The 17,491-nt window shown below is 54.4% G+C and carries 12 protein-coding genes; 5 read left to right on the forward strand and 7 right to left on the reverse strand.

Features of this window, described 5'->3' with window-relative positions; all coding sequences use genetic code 11:
• Positions 1 to 309: 309 nt before the first annotated feature.
• Both arcB and JG725_RS11365 read right to left on the reverse strand, forming a co-directional pair.
• Positions 310 to 2,667 carry an aerobic respiration two-component sensor histidine kinase ArcB gene (gene arcB, locus JG725_RS11360; protein WP_199378070.1) on the reverse strand — a complete coding sequence of 786 codons (2,358 nt, stop codon included), beginning with the start codon at positions 2,665 to 2,667 and terminating at the stop codon, positions 310 to 312.
• 132 nt (positions 2,668 to 2,799) lie between these two features.
• Positions 2,800 to 3,729: a TIGR01212 family radical SAM protein gene (locus JG725_RS11365; RefSeq protein ID WP_199378072.1), complete on the reverse strand. Its 930-nt coding sequence runs from the start codon at positions 3,727 to 3,729 to the stop codon at positions 2,800 to 2,802.
• Between the two features lie 655 nt (positions 3,730 to 4,384).
• On the opposite strand from JG725_RS11365, the gene gltB reads away from it, so the two are divergent.
• The 3 genes from gltB (at position 4,385) to JG725_RS11380 (ending at position 11,203) form a co-directional block, all read left to right on the forward strand.
• Positions 4,385 to 8,845 carry a glutamate synthase large subunit gene (gene gltB, locus JG725_RS11370; protein ID WP_199378074.1) on the forward strand — a complete coding sequence of 1,487 codons (4,461 nt, stop codon included), beginning with the start codon at positions 4,385 to 4,387 and terminating at the stop codon, positions 8,843 to 8,845.
• 9 nt (positions 8,846 to 8,854) lie between these two features.
• Complete coding sequence (locus JG725_RS11375) at positions 8,855 to 10,273, forward strand: glutamate synthase small subunit (RefSeq protein WP_172290359.1); 1,419 nt, start codon at positions 8,855 to 8,857, stop codon at positions 10,271 to 10,273.
• Positions 10,274 to 10,429: 156 nt separating this feature from the next.
• Positions 10,430 to 11,203 (forward strand): (S)-acetoin forming diacetyl reductase, encoded by a 774-nt coding sequence (locus JG725_RS11380; protein WP_172290360.1) that lies wholly within the window; start codon positions 10,430 to 10,432, stop codon positions 11,201 to 11,203.
• A gap of 188 nt (positions 11,204 to 11,391) precedes the next feature.
• Here JG725_RS11380 and sspB read toward each other — a convergent pair whose 3' ends face one another.
• From sspB to zapE, 5 genes are all read right to left on the reverse strand, one after another.
• Positions 11,392 to 11,889: a ClpXP protease specificity-enhancing factor gene (gene sspB / locus JG725_RS11385; RefSeq protein ID WP_172290361.1), complete on the reverse strand. Its 498-nt coding sequence runs from the start codon at positions 11,887 to 11,889 to the stop codon at positions 11,392 to 11,394.
• Positions 11,890 to 11,894: 5 nt separating this feature from the next.
• The gene (gene sspA, locus JG725_RS11390) at positions 11,895 to 12,536 is read right to left on the reverse strand and encodes a stringent starvation protein SspA (RefSeq protein WP_172290362.1); all 642 of its coding nucleotides are present in this window, start codon (positions 12,534 to 12,536) and stop codon (positions 11,895 to 11,897) included.
• A 422-nt stretch (positions 12,537 to 12,958) separates the two neighbouring features.
• On the reverse strand, positions 12,959 to 13,351 hold the full coding sequence (gene rpsI / locus JG725_RS11395; protein WP_172290363.1) for a 30S ribosomal protein S9: 393 nt from the start codon (positions 13,349 to 13,351) through the stop codon (positions 12,959 to 12,961).
• A gap of 15 nt (positions 13,352 to 13,366) precedes the next feature.
• Positions 13,367 to 13,795, reverse strand: a complete 429-nt coding sequence (rplM, locus tag JG725_RS11400) for a 50S ribosomal protein L13 (RefSeq protein ID WP_121573560.1) — start codon at positions 13,793 to 13,795, stop codon at positions 13,367 to 13,369.
• A 235-nt stretch (positions 13,796 to 14,030) separates the two neighbouring features.
• Positions 14,031 to 15,161, reverse strand: a complete 1,131-nt coding sequence (zapE, locus tag JG725_RS11405; RefSeq protein WP_172290364.1) for a cell division protein ZapE — start codon at positions 15,159 to 15,161, stop codon at positions 14,031 to 14,033.
• Between the two features lie 222 nt (positions 15,162 to 15,383).
• Between zapE and zapG the strand changes: the two genes are divergently transcribed.
• Complete coding sequence (gene zapG, locus JG725_RS11410; RefSeq protein ID WP_172290365.1) at positions 15,384 to 15,788, forward strand: Z-ring associated protein ZapG; 405 nt, start codon at positions 15,384 to 15,386, stop codon at positions 15,786 to 15,788.
• 212 nt (positions 15,789 to 16,000) lie between these two features.
• Positions 16,001 to 17,371 (forward strand): serine endoprotease DegQ, encoded by a 1,371-nt coding sequence (gene degQ, locus JG725_RS11415; RefSeq protein WP_172290366.1) that lies wholly within the window; start codon positions 16,001 to 16,003, stop codon positions 17,369 to 17,371.
• Positions 17,372 to 17,491: the final 120 nt, after the last annotated feature.

Raw genomic sequence — 17,491 nt, forward strand, 5'->3', positions numbered from 1 at the left:
ACTTTTCCTCCATTTCATTACATCAACTAATTGATTTTTTAATTGACAAACACTAATCTACATCACACATTTTAATGATTCTTGTAACTAACATTTCTGTATTTGCTAGTTTGTTACTTGATGAAGATGTAAATTAGTAAAGGTAAGAATATCCGCACTTGCGAGCTCACGACTCCTGATATCTAAAAATATGCAGGTGCCCGTTTTCCCTGGTGTTGGCGCATAATTCGCGCACCCCGGCTTCGGTCGGGGTCATTTTTTTACTCGCAACATCCCTGTCGCTCGCCCTACGGGCCGCCGCAAGCGGCGTTACAAATCTCTTTTGGAAATTTTTTCGGCTTCCGCCACCCAGTCCCGCAGAACCTGCACATCATGACGCCAGTCATGCTTAAGCTCTTCGATCCATTCCTGTACGTTATCCCACCAGGCCGGCAACGTCGGCGTCTGTATCTGTTGGGCGACCTGTTGCAGATGACGAAGCCCGACCGATCCCGCCGCGCCTTTGATCTTGTGTCCCTCTTCGGTAATGCCTTTCTGATCGCGCGCGGTCATATTGGAATCGAGGATCGCCAGATAGCCCGGCATCATTTGTTCGAACATATCCAGGCTTTGGTGAATCAATTTGGGTCCGACCAGATCCAGGTATTGTTCCAGCATCGCAATATCCAGCAGTTCCTCGTTAGCCATTTCATCACCTTTTTCGGTAACGGGATCGTCAGCACGGACGATTTGATGATCCCAATATTGTTTGATAACCGCCGTCAGCGCCGGCACCGACAGCGGTTTACTGAGCACGTCATCCATACCGGCGTCCAGATACTCTTTTTTATCTTTTAGTACGTTGGCCGTTAACGCCACCAGCGGCGGCAGGCTCCGGTCGGCATAGCGCTCACGGATATGACGAGCCACATCCAGTCCGGTCATATCCGGCAGTTGGATGTCCAGCAACGCCAGATCAAACTCATCGGGATCGAACATATCCAGCGCTTCTTGCCCGGTCATCGCCACTTCCACGCTGCTGCCCAGTTTTTCCAGCACGGAACGCGCCACCACCACATTCAGTTCGATATCCTCCACCAGCAGCACATGCAGCGCCGGCAGCGGCATCTCATCGTCCGCATCCTGGCTGCTGACGACCTCTTCCACCCGTGGCGCGATGACCGTCAGCGTGAAGCAGGAACCTTTACCCTGAATACTGGCAACGTGGATGTCGCCCCCCATGTTTTGCGCCAGACGTTTTGAAACCGACAGGCCGATGCCCGTTCCTGTCGCCGGCTTGCCGCCATGCTGATCCTTCACCTGATAATACATGGCAAAGATTTTTTCCAGCTCATCCGTCGGGATCCCCATGCCGGAGTCCTCGACCTCAATACGCAGACAATCGCCCCGCTCATGCCATACCCGCACCACGATTTTTCCCTGCGGGGTGAATTTCACCGCATTGCTGAGCAGGTTCCACAGGATCTGCCGCAGACGTGTGCCATCGGTAATAATTTTCTGCGGCAGAGGCTGGTGCAGTTCCATAATCAACTTCAGCCCTTTGGGCTGAGCCAACAACCCGCCTAAATTTTCCAGATCGGCCAGAAATCCGGTGAAATCTATCGGCTGGTTATCCAGTTGCACTTTGCGGCGTTCCTGTTTGTCCATTTCAATCACGTCGTTGAAAATATTGCCCAATGTGATCGCACTGACATGAATCGTTTTCAAATACTTTTGCTGTTCCGCATCGAGCTGGGTATCCAGCAAAATGCGGCTTAGCCCGACAATGCCGTTAAGCGGCGTACGAAGCTCGTGGCTGATCGTTGAGATGAAAGTGGTCTTCTCCCTGCTGGCGTTCTCTAACGCGTCCTGGTAACGCTTACGCTCCGTTATATCGCGTCCAAATCCCATCAGCCCGTGTCGTTTGCCCATTCGATCGTAAAACGGCACCTTACGCAGTTCAAAACAGGCTTTGCGGCCGTCGGGATACACCAGCCACTGCTCATACGTCAGCGACACGTTATGACGGAACACTTTCTCGTCCGTTTCCATCACTTTCTCGGCGATGTCCGGCGGATAAACATCCTGCGGCGTCAGGCCGACAAGCTGCTTCTGGCTTTTGCCGACCAGCAGTTCCATCGCGCGGTTGCAGCCAGAAAACTCTTTTTCTTCATTGCGGTAATAAACCAGATCGGGCGACGCATCGAGGAAAGAGCGCAGCAACGCGGACTGTTGCTCCAGCTCGACCTGCGCCTGCTCACGGCGCGCCATCTCTTCTTTCAGCTTGCTCACCACCCGCAGACGCGCTTCTTCTGATTTGATACGGTCGGCGATTTCCTGATTAAGCTGGGCGATATTTTCCTGAAGCTGTTCATTCAGTTCCAGATCCCGGTGACGCATCTCCTCCAGTTTGGCGACCAGCTTCGACAGCCGCTGGCGTGATTCTTCGAGTTGCTCGACGACGACGGAAAGAAAATAAACCGCCCACGGGGTAATCAGCAGCCCGAAAAAGACCGAACGAACCACATCAATATTTTCCACTTCTCCGCTGAGCAGCAGGGTGACGGCCATCTGCACCACCATCGCCAGCAGTACCAGTACCGAAGCCAGCAGCAGTGAAAAACGGACAAGCCCCAGTTTTACCATCAAATCAACATAGTACTGAGCCAACAGGCGGATTTGCTTCATAGCGGTTTCCTTGGTTACGAACCACCGAATCATATCGTAAAACAACAATAAGTGCGGTGACGGCGCAGGAGATTCACGACATAACCTGCCGGCGTTGCACAACACGCGCATTTTGCTAAAAATATCAGCCGGCTACGGCGCGCTGTACTGATAAGGCGTGCCCAATGCCGATCCCTGCACGCCGTGAAGCTGTAGATAACGCCCCAACTCTACCATGCCGGTCCAGCGATTCTCACACCATAGCGGGGCCAGCAATGTCGGGCGACGGGCGCTGGCGGAAATGCGGTGGTAGATAATCTCCGGGGGCGTACGGCGGATCATCTCACCGGCGGTTGACACATACTCATCCAGCGCCAGCTCGGATAGTCTGCCGACGCGCCAGGCTTTCGCCATAATGCTGCCTTCCACGATGTGCAACGGATGAAGCTTGATGCCTTCCACGCCGGTTTCGACCACCCGATCGAGCGTGGATAAACAACGCGGAGCATCTTCGCCCGGCAGACCGACGATAAGGTGACAACACACCTTCAGACCACGCTCGCGGGCGCGCCGGACCGTCTGTTGGTAGCAGGCGAAATCATGGCCGCGGTTAATCCGGCGCAACGTTTTATCGCAGGCGCTTTGCAGACCCAACTCCAGCCAGATTTCATAGCCCTGCTCGCGATAACCCGCGAGCAGATCCAAAACCGCGTCCGGTACGCAATCCGGCCGGGTGCCGACGCACAGCCCGACCATATCCGCCTGAGCCAGCGCCGCCTGATACATATTTTCCAACACCTTAACCTCGGCATAGGTGCTGGTATAGGCCTGAAAATAAGCCAGATAACGGTTTGCGCGGTTTATCTTTCCGGACTGCGCGGCCAGTTGCCGGGCAATGCTGCGCTGCTGCATCTGCTCATCGGCAAACGAAGCGACATTACAGAACGTACAACCTCCCCGCCCCAGCGTTCCGTCCCGGTTGGGGCAGCTAAAACCGCCATGCAGCGCGAGCTTGTGTACCTTTTCTCCGTAGCGGCGTTGAAGATTTCCGCCAAACATATTGATTAATTTTTGTAATTGCATATTCTGATTAGCCCTCTTGAGGAACAGAAGCCTACTCTGTCGGCCCCTCCGTCGCGATGACATCGATCAATCCCCCCACTTCAGTCAAAATGAATTATTATTCGCTTTTAGTGCAAATAAACTCACATTGACGCTGATTAATTTTTCTTATCCGCCCACGCGACTTCATTAAAAGATGACGAGAAAATGAAAAACAGTGGCATAAATCAAAAAACCGAGCCAAAGCAGTACAAGATTCCGAAAATCAGAAAAATTGCAGCATGTAGGGGAGATATTGTGATATGAGCATAGTGATACAGCTCACAGTTCGATCAAATCCAATAGTCCTTAATCAGCATACTTTAGCTAAAAAAAACATTAACTTTCATAGGTATAACTAAAAATTATCCCTTATCGGCACATTTTGCACAGGTATTTGACCTGAACAGGCTTTCTCGCTAATTTGGGAATCCGCTGGAAGCTTTCCTGATAAGTCCGCGACTTGTCATATTTATGCAGTAAATGAAGACTCCCTCTAAAAACAAGTCATTTACCACTTGTGAGACCGTCACGAGAGGCCGAAGAAGAGAGCGGCAGGCTTATAGCCGCTCGACGCCAAGGTGCTTTCTCGCAGTAGGTTGTGAGAGTCACACAGAGCCCGGGGAGGTTCACTATTATGTTGTACGATGCATCCCAAGAGAGAGACAACTGTGGTTTTGGATTAATCGCCCATATAGAAGGTGAACCGAGCCACAAGGTAGTGCGTACTGCGATTCACGCACTTGCCCGTATGCAACACCGTGGCGCGATCCTTGCTGACGGCAAGACCGGCGACGGCTGTGGCCTATTACTTCAAAAACCCGATCGTTTCTTCCGTCTGGTTGCGGAAGAGCGCGGCTGGCGGTTAGCCAAAAATTACTCCGTCGGCATGATGTTTCTCAATCAGGATGAAGAGCTGGCCCGCGCCACGCGCCGGATTGTAGAAGAAGAACTGCAAAACGAAACGCTTTCCGTGCTCGGCTGGCGTGAAGTGCCGACCAATCCGGACGTGCTGGGTGAAATCGCCCTGTCGTCTCTGCCGCGCATTGAGCAAATCTTCGTCAATGCCCCGGCCGGCTGGCTACAAAGCGATATGGAGCGTCGGTTGTTTATGGCGCGCCGCCGCATTGAAAAACGGATTGAAGATAAAGAATTCTACGTTTGCAGTTTTTCCAATCTGGTGACGATCTATAAAGGCCTGTGTATGCCGGCGGATCTGCCGCGCTTCTATCTCGATCTGGCCGATCTGCGCCTGGAATCGGCAATCTGCCTGTTCCACCAGCGTTTCTCGACCAACACCGTACCGCGCTGGCCGCTGGCGCAGCCGTTCCGCTATCTGGCGCACAACGGCGAGATCAATACCATTGCCGGTAACCGCCAATGGGCGCGCGCCCGTGCTTATAAATTCAAAACCCCGCTGATCCCTGACTTGCAGGATGCCGCGCCGTTCGTCAACGAAACCGGTTCCGACTCCAGTTCGCTGGATAATATGCTGGAGCTGTTCCTCAGCGGCGGGATGGACATCATCCGCGCCATGCGTCTGTTGGTGCCGCCTGCCTGGCAAAACAACCCGGATATGGACCCGGAGCTGCGCGCCTTCTTCGACTTTAACTCCATGCACATGGAGCCGTGGGACGGCCCGGCCGGCATCGTGATGTCCGACGGACGCTACGCCGCCTGTAACCTCGACCGTAACGGTCTGCGTCCGGCGCGCTACGTCATCACCAAAGACAAACTGATTACCTGCGCCTCCGAAGTGGGGATCTGGGATTATCAGCCGGATGAAGTGGTGGAGAAAGGCCGCGTCGGGCCGGGCGAACTGATGGTTATCGACACCCGCAGCGGCCGTATTCTGCATTCCGCCGAAACCGATGACGATCTGAAAAGCCGTCACCCCTATAAAGAATGGATGGAGAAAAACGTCCAGCGTCTGGTGCCGTTTGAAGAATTGCCGGAAGATCAGGTGGGTAGCCGCGAATTTGACGACGCCCTGCTGGAAACCTATCAGAAGCAGTTTGGCTACAGCAGCGAAGAGCTGGATCAGATTATCCGCGTGCTGGGCGAGAACGGTCAGGAAGCCACCGGCTCGATGGGGGACGATACGCCATTCGCCGTGCTGTCCAGCCGCCCGCGCATTATTTATGACTACTTCCGTCAGCAGTTTGCCCAGGTGACCAACCCGCCGATCGATCCGCTGCGTGAAGCGCACGTTATGTCCCTGGCGACCTGTATCGGCCGCGAAATGAACGTCTTCTGTGAAGCGGAAGGTCAGGCCCACCGCCTGAGCTTTAAATCCCCGATCCTGCTTTACTCCGATTTCAAACAGTTGCTCTCCCAGGATCAGCAACACTACCGCGCGGATACTCTGGATCTGACGTTCGAACCGGAACAGCAAACGCTGCAACAGACCATTGAGAAACTGTGCGACGCCGCCGAACACAAAGTGCGCGACGGCGCCGTTCTGCTGGTGCTGTCCGACCGGGCGATCTCGGCGAAACGTCTGCCGGTTCCCGCGCCAATGGCCGTGGGCGCGATTCAGCGTCGTCTGGTAGAGAAAAGCCTGCGCTGCGACGCCAACATCATTGTTGAAACGGCCAGCGCGCGCGATCCGCACCACTTTGCCGTATTGTTAGGTTTTGGCGCCACCGCCATCTATCCCTATCTGGCCTATGAAACGCTGGCGCGGCTGGTGGATAACCACACCATTGAAAAACCCTACCGCGCAGTGATGCTGAACTACCGTAACGGCATCAATAAAGGGCTGTACAAGATCATGTCCAAAATGGGCATTTCAACGGTCGCCTCTTACCGCTGCTCCAAGCTATTTGAAGCCGTAGGCTTGCATAACGACGTTGCCGATCAGTGCTTCCAGGGCGTCGTCAGCCGTATCGGCGGAGCCAACTTCAGCGATTTCGAACAGGATTTGCTCAATCTTTCCAAACGCGCTTGGCTGAAACGCAAAACGCTGGAACAGGGCGGGCTGCTGAAATTCGTGCACGGCGGCGAATACCATGCCTACAACCCGGATGTGGTCACTACGCTGCAAACCGCGGTTAAAAGCGGCAAATACAGCGATTACGAACAATACGCCAAACTGGTGAACGATCGTCCGGCCGCCACGCTGCGCGATCTGCTGGCGCTGAAACCGCAGGAAGGCGCGGCCATTTCCCTCGACGAGGTCGAGCCGGCGACAGAAATGTTCAAGCGCTTTGATACCGCGGCGATGTCGATTGGCGCGCTCAGCCCGGAAGCCCATGAGTCGCTGGCTGAAGCCATGAACGGTCTCGGCGGTTACTCAAACTCCGGCGAAGGCGGTGAGGACCCGGCGCGTTACGGCACCAACAAGGTTTCCCGTATCAAGCAGGTGGCTTCCGGTCGCTTTGGCGTCACGCCGGCCTATCTGGTCAACGCCGACGTGATCCAGATTAAAGTGGCGCAGGGCGCCAAACCGGGCGAAGGCGGTCAGTTGCCCGGCGATAAAGTCACGCCGTATATCGCCAGACTGCGTTATTCCGTCCCGGGCGTGACGCTGATTTCACCGCCGCCGCACCATGATATTTATTCCATTGAGGATTTGGCGCAGCTGATTTTCGATCTGAAACAGATCAACCCGAAAGCCATGATCTCGGTAAAACTGGTTTCCGAACCCGGCGTCGGCACCATTGCCACCGGCGTGGCCAAAGCCTATGCCGATCTGATCACCATCGCCGGTTACGATGGCGGCACCGGCGCCAGCCCGCTGACGTCGGTAAAATATGCGGGCTGCCCCTGGGAACTGGGTCTGGTGGAAACCCAGCAGGCGCTGGTCGCCAACGGCCTGCGTCACAAAATCCGCTTACAGGTGGATGGCGGTCTGAAAACCGGGCTGGATATCATCAAGGCGGCGATTCTGGGAGCGGAAAGCTTCGGTTTCGGCACCGGCCCGATGGTGGCGTTAGGCTGTAAATACCTGCGTATTTGCCACCTGAACAACTGCGCCACCGGCGTCGCCACCCAGGACGAAAAACTGCGCCGCGACCACTATCACGGCCTGCCGGAACGCGTGACCAACTACTTCCAGTTCATCGCGCACGAAACCCGGACGCTGATGGCGGAATTGGGCGTCAGCCGTCTGGTGGATTTGATTGGTCGTACCGATCTGCTGGTCGAACTGGACGGTTTCACCGCCAAACAAAATAAGCTGGATCTGTCGCCGTTGCTGCACACCGCACAGCCCCATCCGGGCAAGGCGCTGTACTGCACCGAAAGCAATCCGTCGTTTGATAAGGGCCTGCTGAACAAAGAGCTGCTGGCGCAGGCGCAACCGCACGTGGACGCCAGACAGAGCAAAGCGCTCTACTTTGATATCCGCAACACTGACCGTTCGGTCGGCGCCACCCTGTCTGGGGCGATCGCCGCCAAACATGGCGATCAGGGTCTGGCGAGCGATCCGATCAAAGCCTACTTCTCCGGCACCGCCGGTCAGAGCTTTGGGGTCTGGAACGCGGGCGGCGTCGAGCTGTCATTGACGGGCGACGCCAATGATTACGTTGGTAAAGGTATGGCCGGCGGCAGCATTTCCGTGCGACCTCCGGTGGGATCGGCGTTCCGCAGCCATGAGGCCAGCATTATCGGCAACACCTGCCTCTACGGCGCCACCGGCGGCAAGCTGTTCGCCGCCGGCCGCGCAGGCGAACGTTTCGCCGTGCGTAACTCCGGCGCTATCACCGTGGTGGAAGGCATCGGCGATAACGGCTGCGAATACATGACAGGCGGCATCGTCTGCGTGCTGGGCCGCACCGGCGTCAACTTTGGCGCGGGCATGACCGGGGGCTTCGCCTACGTTCTGGATGAAGACGGCGAATTCCGCAAACGCGTTAACCCTGAACTGGTAGAAGTGCTGGAGGTAGAACAGTTGGCGATTCACGAAGAGCATTTGCGCGGCCTGATTACCGAGCATGCGCAACACACCGGTTCACAGCGCGCGGAAGAGATCCTCGCTAACTGGCCGGCCTGGGCATCGAAATTTGCTCTGGTGAAACCGAAGTCAAGTGATGTGAAGGCATTGTTGGGTCACCGTAGTCGTTCCGCAGCCGAGCTGCGGGTTCAGGCGCAGTAAGAGGTCATCATGAGTCAGAATGTTTATCAATTTATCGACCTACAGCGCGTTGATCCGCCAAAAAAACCGCTGAAAATTCGTAAAATTGAATTTGTTGAAATTTACGAACCGTTCTCGGAGAGCCAGTCCAAAGCCCAGGCCGATCGCTGCCTGTCATGCGGCAACCCTTACTGCGAGTGGAAATGTCCGGTTCATAACTACATTCCCAATTGGCTGAAGCTGGCGAATGAAGGTCGGATTATCGAAGCGGCCGAGCTATCGCACCAGACCAACAGCCTGCCGGAAGTCTGCGGACGCGTTTGTCCTCAGGATCGTCTGTGTGAAGGTTCCTGTACGTTGAATGACGAATTCGGCGCCGTGACCATCGGCAACATTGAACGCTATATCAATGATAAAGCGATCGAGATGGGCTGGAAGCCGGATGTGTCGAACGTACAGCCAACCGGCAAGCGCGTGGCCATTATCGGCGCGGGCCCCGCCGGTCTGGCCTGCGCTGACGTGCTGGCGCGCAATGGCGTCCAGGCGGTGGTATTTGATCGTCATCCTGAAATTGGCGGCTTGCTGACCTTCGGCATCCCGGCCTTTAAGCTGGAAAAAGAAGTGATGGTCAAGCGCCGCGAGATCTTCAGCGGCATGGGCATCGAATTCCGTCTGAACACCGAAGTGGGTAAAGACGTCCAGATGCAGGAACTGCTGGATGAATATGACTCCGTGTTCCTCGGCGTCGGCACCTATCAGTCCATGCGCGGCGGTTTGGAAAATGAAGATGCGCCGGGCGTCTACGATGCCCTGCCGTTCCTTATCGCCAATACCAAACAGCTGATGGGCTTCGACGCTTCTGAAGAAGAGCCTTACATCACCATGCAAGGCAAGCGTGTTGTGGTACTGGGTGGCGGCGATACCGCGATGGACTGCGTGCGTACATCGATTCGTCAGGGCGCCGCGCACGTCACCTGCGCCTATCGCCGTGATGAAGAGAACATGCCCGGATCTAAACGCGAAGTGAAAAACTCGCGCGAGGAAGGGGTCGAATTCAAATTCAACCTGCAACCGCTGAGCATTGAGATTAACGGGGCCGGTAAGGTGTGCGGCGTCAGAATGGCGCGTACCGCGTTGGGCGCGCCAGATGCCAACGGCCGCCGCCGTCCTGAAATCGTTGAAGGCTCCGAGCACGTGCTGGAAGCGGATGCGGTGATCATGGCTTTCGGTTTCCGTCCGCACAAGATGGCTTGGCTGGCTGAATACAGCGTTGAACTGGATAGTCAGGGCCGCATCATCGCGCCTGAAAACAGCGAAAATGCTTTCCAGACCAGCAACCCGAAAATTTTTGCCGGCGGCGATGCCGTACGCGGCTCGGATCTGGTGGTGACCGCCATTGCCGAAGGGCGCAAAGCCGCCGACGGCATCATGAACTACCTGGAAGTGTAATCCCCTTGCCTGGACCGGCCCTTTCGGTCCAGGCAGTATCTCCTGATAATCCCTGCGAATATCCCCCTTCCCGCCTGGAAAAATCCCGCTTAGCGTCTAGTATAGTTACGTGCTTGCACGTTGATATTAATAGTAATTTGTATTTTAGGAGATAACATGACAGTTAAAGTGGCGCTTGTTACTGGCGCAGGTCAGGGGATTGGCCGCGCTATTGCGCTCAGATTGGCAAAAGACGGCTTTGCCGTCGCCGTAGTAGACTACAACACAGACACCGCCCGTAGCGTGGCGCAGGAAATTGAGCAGGCCGGCGGTCAGGCTATCGCCATTCAGGCTGATGTTTCTGATCGGGACGCGGTTTTCGCCTCCGTCGCGGAAACCCAGAAAAAATTCGGCGACTTCAACGTCATCGTTAACAATGCCGGGATCGCGCCCTCCACGCAGATTGAAGACATTACCCCGGAAATTATCGATCGCGTATATAACATCAATGTTAAAGGTGTTATCTGGGGTATCCAGGCTGCCGTCAAGGCGTTTAAATCTCTTAACCACGGCGGCAAAATCATTAACGCCTGCTCTCAGGCCGGCCACGTCGGCAATCCTGAACTGGCGGTATACAGCTCCAGCAAATTTGCCGTCCGCGGGCTGACGCAAACCGCGGCGCGCGATCTGGCGCCGCTGGGCATCACCGTAAACGGCTTCTGTCCGGGGATTGTACAAACGCCAATGTGGGACGAGATTGATCGTAAAATCTCTGAAGCGGCGGGAAAACCGGCGGGCTACGGCACGGCTGAATTTGCAAAACGCATCACGCTGGGACGCCTGTCCCAACCGGAAGACGTTGCCGCCTGCGTGGCTTATCTGGCAAGCCCTGATTCCGATTATATGACCGGACAGTCCTTGTTGATCGACGGCGGTATGGTATTTAGTTAATCGCTTAACTACATGCCCTACCCACAACCGGGCGCCACCAGCCCGGTTGTTCTCTGACAAAAAGCATCAGCCAGATACCGCTAACGATTCAGCCAACCTCTACGACATCCGATTAAAACCCCAAACGCCGCTGGCTCGAAATGTAAAAAAGGGCACGATAAATTGTGCCCTCCGACGAGTGTGGTGATTTATTTAACCACCCGCAACGAGGGTCTTCCCCCTTTGGGAGGCTGTGGCGGATCGTCGTTCGGATTGCCGTTTTCATCCGTCGCGTCGGAATTGTTGTCGACGATAGACACCACCGTGCTGGCAGTGGCGTCCTCATCCTGAAAATCATCGACTTCGCCCGCCGATTCATACGCGGGTTCCGGCTCAAACATGGTGCCGGCGCCGTTTTCACGGGCGTAAATAGCTAATACTGCCGCCATCGGTACATAAACCTGGCGTGGTACGCCGCCGAAACGGGCGTTAAAACGGACGCTGTCATCAGCTAGCTCAAGTCCACCAACAGCACGGGGGGCGATATTCAGCACAATCTGCCCGTCGCGGGCAAACTCCATCGGCACCATAACACCCGGCAGCGTGATGTCGACCACCAGATGAGGCGTCAACTGATTATCCAGTAACCAGTCATAAAAGGCCCGTAATAAATACGGACGACGCGGAGACAGTTGAGACAACGCCATGTTGTTTAACCTCTGGTTTGCAAACGCATTTCACGTTCAGCTTCCGTCAGGGACGCCAGGAACGCATCACGCTCGAATACGCGTGTCATGTAACCTTTCAATTCCTTCGACCCGGAACCGCTTAATTCAATCCCTAACTGCGGCAAACGCCATAACAGGGGAGCCAGATAGCAATCCACCAGGCTGAACTCTTCGCTCATGAAGTAAGGCGCTTCGTTGAAGACAGGCGCAATCGCCAGCAATTCTTCACGCAGTTGCTTACGCGCGGCGTCCGCTTCCTGCGCACTGCCCTGCATAATGCTCTTCAGCAGAGAATACCAGTCATTTTCAATACGGTGCATCATCAGACGGCTGTTACCACGCGCTACCGGATATACCGGCATCAGCGGCGGATGAGGAAAACGTTCATCCAGATACTCCATGATAATACGTGATTCATAGAGCGTCAGTTCCCGATCGACAAGCGTCGGAACCGAACCATAAGGATTGAGGTCAATAAGATCCTGCGGCAGATTATCCATGTCCACCTGTTCAATCTCGACACTCACACCTTTCTCCGCCAGTACAATGCGGACCTGATGGCTAAAAATGTCGGACGGACCAGAAAACAGCGTCATTACCGAACGTTTGTTGGCAGCGACAGCCATGAAAACCTCCAAGTTTATCGAGAAAATACGGCGAATAACCGATCTGCTTTTATCCTGCAAACCCTTATCTGCATTTTGTCATTCAGAGTGGAAAACCACCTGACAAAATCAGTCGTTTTAGAAAAAAACACTCACTGGCGAACAGGCATAAAATCGGCGAATAGTTTATCAGATTTTGTTCATTCTGTGGGGGTACTAGCGTAATTTCATCATTAACACCCAGTAAAAAAGAGGTTTTTTTCGACAAAAATAGCCTTTCAGACAGAAAAATTTCCGGGAAAACTTTTTAACGTCGCAAAGCAACGAGTCAAAGGGTGGCGGGCAATACGCCCGTAGGGTGGAAGGCATTCCGCCTTCCATAAAAAACCCGGCGACAAGCGCCGGGTCTTTCGCATTGATTTCGCTGCAATTGCAGCAGGAAATTAACGCTTGGAGAACTGAGGACGACGGCGTGCTTTACGCAGACCGACTTTCTTACGTTCAACCTGACGAGCATCACGGGTAACGAAACCGGCTTTACGCAGTTCGCCACGCAGAGACTCATCATATTCCATCAGCGCACGGGTGATACCGTGACGGATCGCACCAGCCTGACCGGAGATGCCACCACCTTTAACGGTAATGTACAGGTCAAACTTGCCAACCATGTCGATCAGTTCCAGCGGTTGACGAACTACCATACGGGCAGTTTCACGACCGAAGTACTGTTCCAGACTACGCTGGTTGATAACGATATTACCACTGCCCGGTTTGATGAACACGCGAGCGGCGGAGCTTTTGCGGCGACCAGTGCCGTAGTATTGATTTTCAGCCATTGCCTATAATCCCGATTAAATGTCCAGAACTTGCGGTTGCTGTGCCGCGTGATTGTGCTCGGTGCCCGCGTAAACTTTCAGCTTACGGAACATGGCACGACCCAGCGGGCCCTTCGGCAGCATGCCTTTAACCGCGATTTCAATCACGCGCTCAGGACGGCGGGCAATCATCTCTTCAAAGGTCGCTTGTTTGATACCACCGATGTGGCCGGTGTGATGGTAATAAATCTTGTCAGAACGCTTGTTACCGGTTACGGCAACTTTGTCTGCGTTCAGAACGATGATGTAATCACCCGTATCAACGTGCGGAGTGTATTCCGCTTTATGCTTGCCGCGCAGACGACTAGCCAGTTCAGTTGCGAGGCGACCCAGGGTCTTACCGCTCGCGTCAACAACGTACCAGTCGCGTTTTACGGTTTCTGGTTTAGCTGTAAAAGTTTTCATTAAAAGCTTACCCAATAATTAGTTACACGCAGGTGTTCACCCAACGCTTAAAAACAGTTGAGGCTCACACGACCATCAAGTCCAGCAAACCTACCCCTTCGAATAGCCATTGCCGGCACTATTAAAGTTTTTGGGAAAAAAACTTTGTTGTAACGTGGGGTCGCAGGATTATAGAGAAGTCGCCGTCAAAGATCGACCTTTTTTCTCGGCCAGACCAAGAAAAATCACCGCCGGTTTACGCCAGATGCGGCTGGCTCAGATACGCCTCGCTCTGCATTTCCTGCAAGCGTGATAAACAACGCTGGTATTCGAACCTCAGGTGCTCGCCCTGATAAATCTCAAACATCGATACCTGCGCGGAAATAATCAGTTTAATCCGACGCTCGTAAAACTCATCGACCAACGCCAGAAAACGGCGGGCGGTATTCTCTTCCGCGCTGCCCATCACCGTAACGTTGTGCAGCAGCACGCTATGGTAAAGGCGGGACAGGGCGATGTAATCATTCTGGCTGCGCGCTTGCGCGCACAGCGTCGAAAATTCGACGGCAAGTACGCCGTCGCTCGCGCCAAGCGTAGGCAAAGGGTGATGATTTATCTCAAGAACCGGCCCCGGCGTCACCCATTGCTGCCCTGACAAGCGGGTAAACATCTGCTGCATCGCCGCTTCTGTGCGGGCATCCAGCGGCGTTAGGTAAAGATGAGCCTGCGTCAGCGTCCGCAGCCGATAATCAATGCCCGCATCGACGTTGCGCACGTCGCAATGTTGTTTAATCAGCGCAATCGCCGGCAGAAAACGGGCGCGCTGCAACCCGTTGCGATATAACTCGTCCGGCGGAATGTTAGACGTGGCCACCAGCGTAATGCCGCGGGCAAACAACGCGCGCAGCAGCTCAGCCAGCAACATGGCGTCGGTAATATCCGAGACGAAGAACTCGTCGAAACACAGCACATCCGTTTCGGCTTTAAACCCGTCGGCGACCTTTTCCAATGGATTTTCCTGCCCCTGAAGCTGGTTTAGCTCTTCATGCACCCGCAACATAAAACGATGAAAGTGCAGCCGTAGTTTGCGCTTAATGGGCAGGCTTTGAAAAAAAAGATCCATCAGCCAGGTCTTGCCTCTTCCCACCCCGCCCCACATGTATAAGCCCTGAACAGGAACGGAAGCGCTTTTATCGCTTAACCCCAGCCACGAGCGCCATTTGCCCAGTCGTCCCGACGCATCGCCTGCGGGATGCGCGGCGCGCTCGCACAATGCCCGATGGATCGAGTCCAACTGCACCACAGTCTGATGCTGAACCTCGTCAGCGTGGTACTCTCCGGCTGACAGCGCCTGCTGGTAAAGCGCCAATGGTGTCGTCTGCTGCATAATCATCACAATCCCTGAGAAAAAAGTTAGTTGTGTTTTGTCGTGCGTTGCCGTCGATTCGAGCCGTAATCGTAGCAGTTAACTACCTTGATGCCAGATATGCGTCAACATAACCCTAAGTCATCACGCTTCAGGATTCCACTCAGACAAGGTTAGCGGTTATAGTGACTATATATTAAGTGAAAAACCCTACGGAACAACGAAGTCAAAATAGGAGTCATTATGACCTGGGAGTATGCGCTGATTGGGTTGGTTGCCGGTATTATCATTGGTGCTGTCGCCATGCGTTTTGGCAATCGTAAGCTACGGCAACAGCAGGTATTACAGCACGAGTTGGAGAAAAGCAAAGCAGAACTGGAAGAGTATCGCCAGGAGCTGGTCGGACATTTTGCCCGTAGCGCGGAGTTACTGGACAACATGGCGAACGATTATCGTCAGCTTTACCAGCATATGGCGAAAAGCTCCAACAGTTTGCTGCCGAATATTCCCGGTCAGGACAACCCGTTTAAATATCGCTTAACGGAAGCTGAATCGGATAACGATCAGGTTCCCGTCGATATGCCGCCGCGCGACTATTCCGACGGCGCATCGGGCCTGCTACGCGGAGAACGCCCGGTCCGCAAGTAAACGCGGCTTGCTTACTGCGTGAGGCTTCATCCGGCCTCACGTTTCCACCTGCTTTCTTCCCATGAAAACCGGTCGCGTAGACTATAGTTACAATCTACTGACGAAACATCAGTGAACTTTACACACTGATACCACTCTGACTCTTCACCGTGTGTTTAAGTTTATATATCATCGTTTTATTCATCCGCTGGTCGTGAGAGAGTTAATCAACAATGAAGAAAAAATCTTTATTATTTAGTGCATTGGCCATGAGCATAAGCTTGACCCTGTCCTCGCTCCCGGCGGCGAACGCTGCGCTGCCCGCAGTAGTTCAGGAACAACAGCTTCCCAGCCTGGCGCCGATGCTGGAAAAAGTCCTGCCCGCGGTAGTCAGCGTACATATCGAGGGCACCCAGGTGCAACGCCAGCGCGTGCCGGAAGAGTTTAAATTCTTCTTCGGTCCGAACTTTCCAACCGATAAACAAAGCTCCCGCCCCTTTGAAGGGTTGGGATCCGGCGTCATCATCAACGCGGCGAAAAGCTATGTTCTGACCAATAATCACGTCATCAACAATGCGGATAAAATTCGCGTACAGTTAAACGACGGGCGCGAGTATGAAGCCAAACTGATTGGTCGCGACGAACAGAGCGATATTGCTTTGCTGCAACTGGTTGATGCCAAAAATCTGGTTGAAATCAAAATGGCGGACTCCGATCGATTGCGCGTCGGCGATTTCGCCGTTGCGGTGGGGAACCCCTTCGGTCTGGGGCAAACGGCGACGTCCGGCATTATCTCGGCGCTGGGGCGCAGCGGGCTGAATCTGGAAGGGTTGGAAAACTTCATTCAGACCGATGCCTCAATCAACCGCGGCAACTCCGGCGGCGCATTAGTCAACCTTAACGGCGAGCTGATCGGGATTAACACCGCTATTCTGGCGCCCGGAGGCGGAAATATCGGCATCGGCTTCGCCATTCCCAGCAACATGGCGCAAAACCTGGCTCAGCAACTGGTTGAGTTTGGCGAGGTGAAACGCGGCGTCCTGGGCATTAAAGGCAGCGAAATGACTTCCGAGATGGCTAAAGCCTTCAAGGTCGATGCCCAGCGCGGCGCGTTCGTCAGCGAAGTGCTGCCGAAATCCGCGGCGGCAAAAGCCGGCATCAAGGCTGGCGATGTCCTCACCTCGCTGGACGGAAAACCGATCAGCAGCTTTGCCGAGCTGCGCGCCAAGATAGGAACAACCGCCCCCGGGACAACCGTGAAAATCGGTTTGCTGCGTGAAGGTAAACAGCAGGAAGTCGCTGTCGTCCTGGATAACAGCGCGACGTCCACCACCAGCGCCGAAACGCTGTATCCCGCCTTGCAGGGCGCCTCGCTGACCAACGGGCAGTTGAAAGACGGCGGCAAAGGCATCCAGATCGATAACGTCGCCAAAGATTCGCCAGCCGCTCAATTGGGCTTGCAGAAAGGCGATATTATTATCGGCGTGAATCGTGAACGGGTAGAAAACATCACCCAGTTGCGTAAAATTCTGGAGGCCAAGCCTGCCGTTCTGGCGCTGAACATCGTACGCGGCGACGAAACCATTTACCTGCTGTTGCGGTAAACCAAGACGCCCGGCGTATTTTTCAACGTCGCCTTGCGACGGCCCGTCGTAAAAAATCGGACACTGCGCGCTGCGGTGTCCGATCATCTCATGATATTCTCATTGTCATATTCCTTTTCG

It is taken from the genome of Brenneria sp. L3-3C-1 (genome assembly GCF_016456245.1).
Lineage (GTDB): Bacteria > Pseudomonadota > Gammaproteobacteria > Enterobacterales > Enterobacteriaceae > Brenneria.

Bases quoted from the DNA above. Each gene is read 5' to 3' on its own strand.
- arcB (WP_199378070.1), bottom strand. From the start codon at position 2,667: ATGAAGCAAATCCGCCTGTTGGCTCAGTACTATGTTGATTTGATGGTA.
- JG725_RS11365 (WP_199378072.1), bottom strand. From the start codon at position 3,729: ATGCAATTACAAAAATTAATCAATATGTTTGGCGGAAATCTTCAACGC.
- gltB (WP_199378074.1), top strand. From the start codon at position 4,385: ATGTTGTACGATGCATCCCAAGAGAGAGACAACTGTGGTTTTGGATTA.
- JG725_RS11375 (WP_172290359.1), top strand. From the start codon at position 8,855: ATGAGTCAGAATGTTTATCAATTTATCGACCTACAGCGCGTTGATCCG.
- JG725_RS11380 (WP_172290360.1), top strand. From the start codon at position 10,430: ATGACAGTTAAAGTGGCGCTTGTTACTGGCGCAGGTCAGGGGATTGGC.
- sspB (WP_172290361.1), bottom strand. From the start codon at position 11,889: ATGGCGTTGTCTCAACTGTCTCCGCGTCGTCCGTATTTATTACGGGCC.
- sspA (WP_172290362.1), bottom strand. From the start codon at position 12,536: ATGGCTGTCGCTGCCAACAAACGTTCGGTAATGACGCTGTTTTCTGGT.
- rpsI (WP_172290363.1), bottom strand. From the start codon at position 13,351: ATGGCTGAAAATCAATACTACGGCACTGGTCGCCGCAAAAGCTCCGCC.
- rplM (WP_121573560.1), bottom strand. From the start codon at position 13,795: ATGAAAACTTTTACAGCTAAACCAGAAACCGTAAAACGCGACTGGTAC.
- zapE (WP_172290364.1), bottom strand. From the start codon at position 15,161: ATGCAGCAGACGACACCATTGGCGCTTTACCAGCAGGCGCTGTCAGCC.
- zapG (WP_172290365.1), top strand. From the start codon at position 15,384: ATGACCTGGGAGTATGCGCTGATTGGGTTGGTTGCCGGTATTATCATT.
- degQ (WP_172290366.1), top strand. From the start codon at position 16,001: ATGAAGAAAAAATCTTTATTATTTAGTGCATTGGCCATGAGCATAAGC.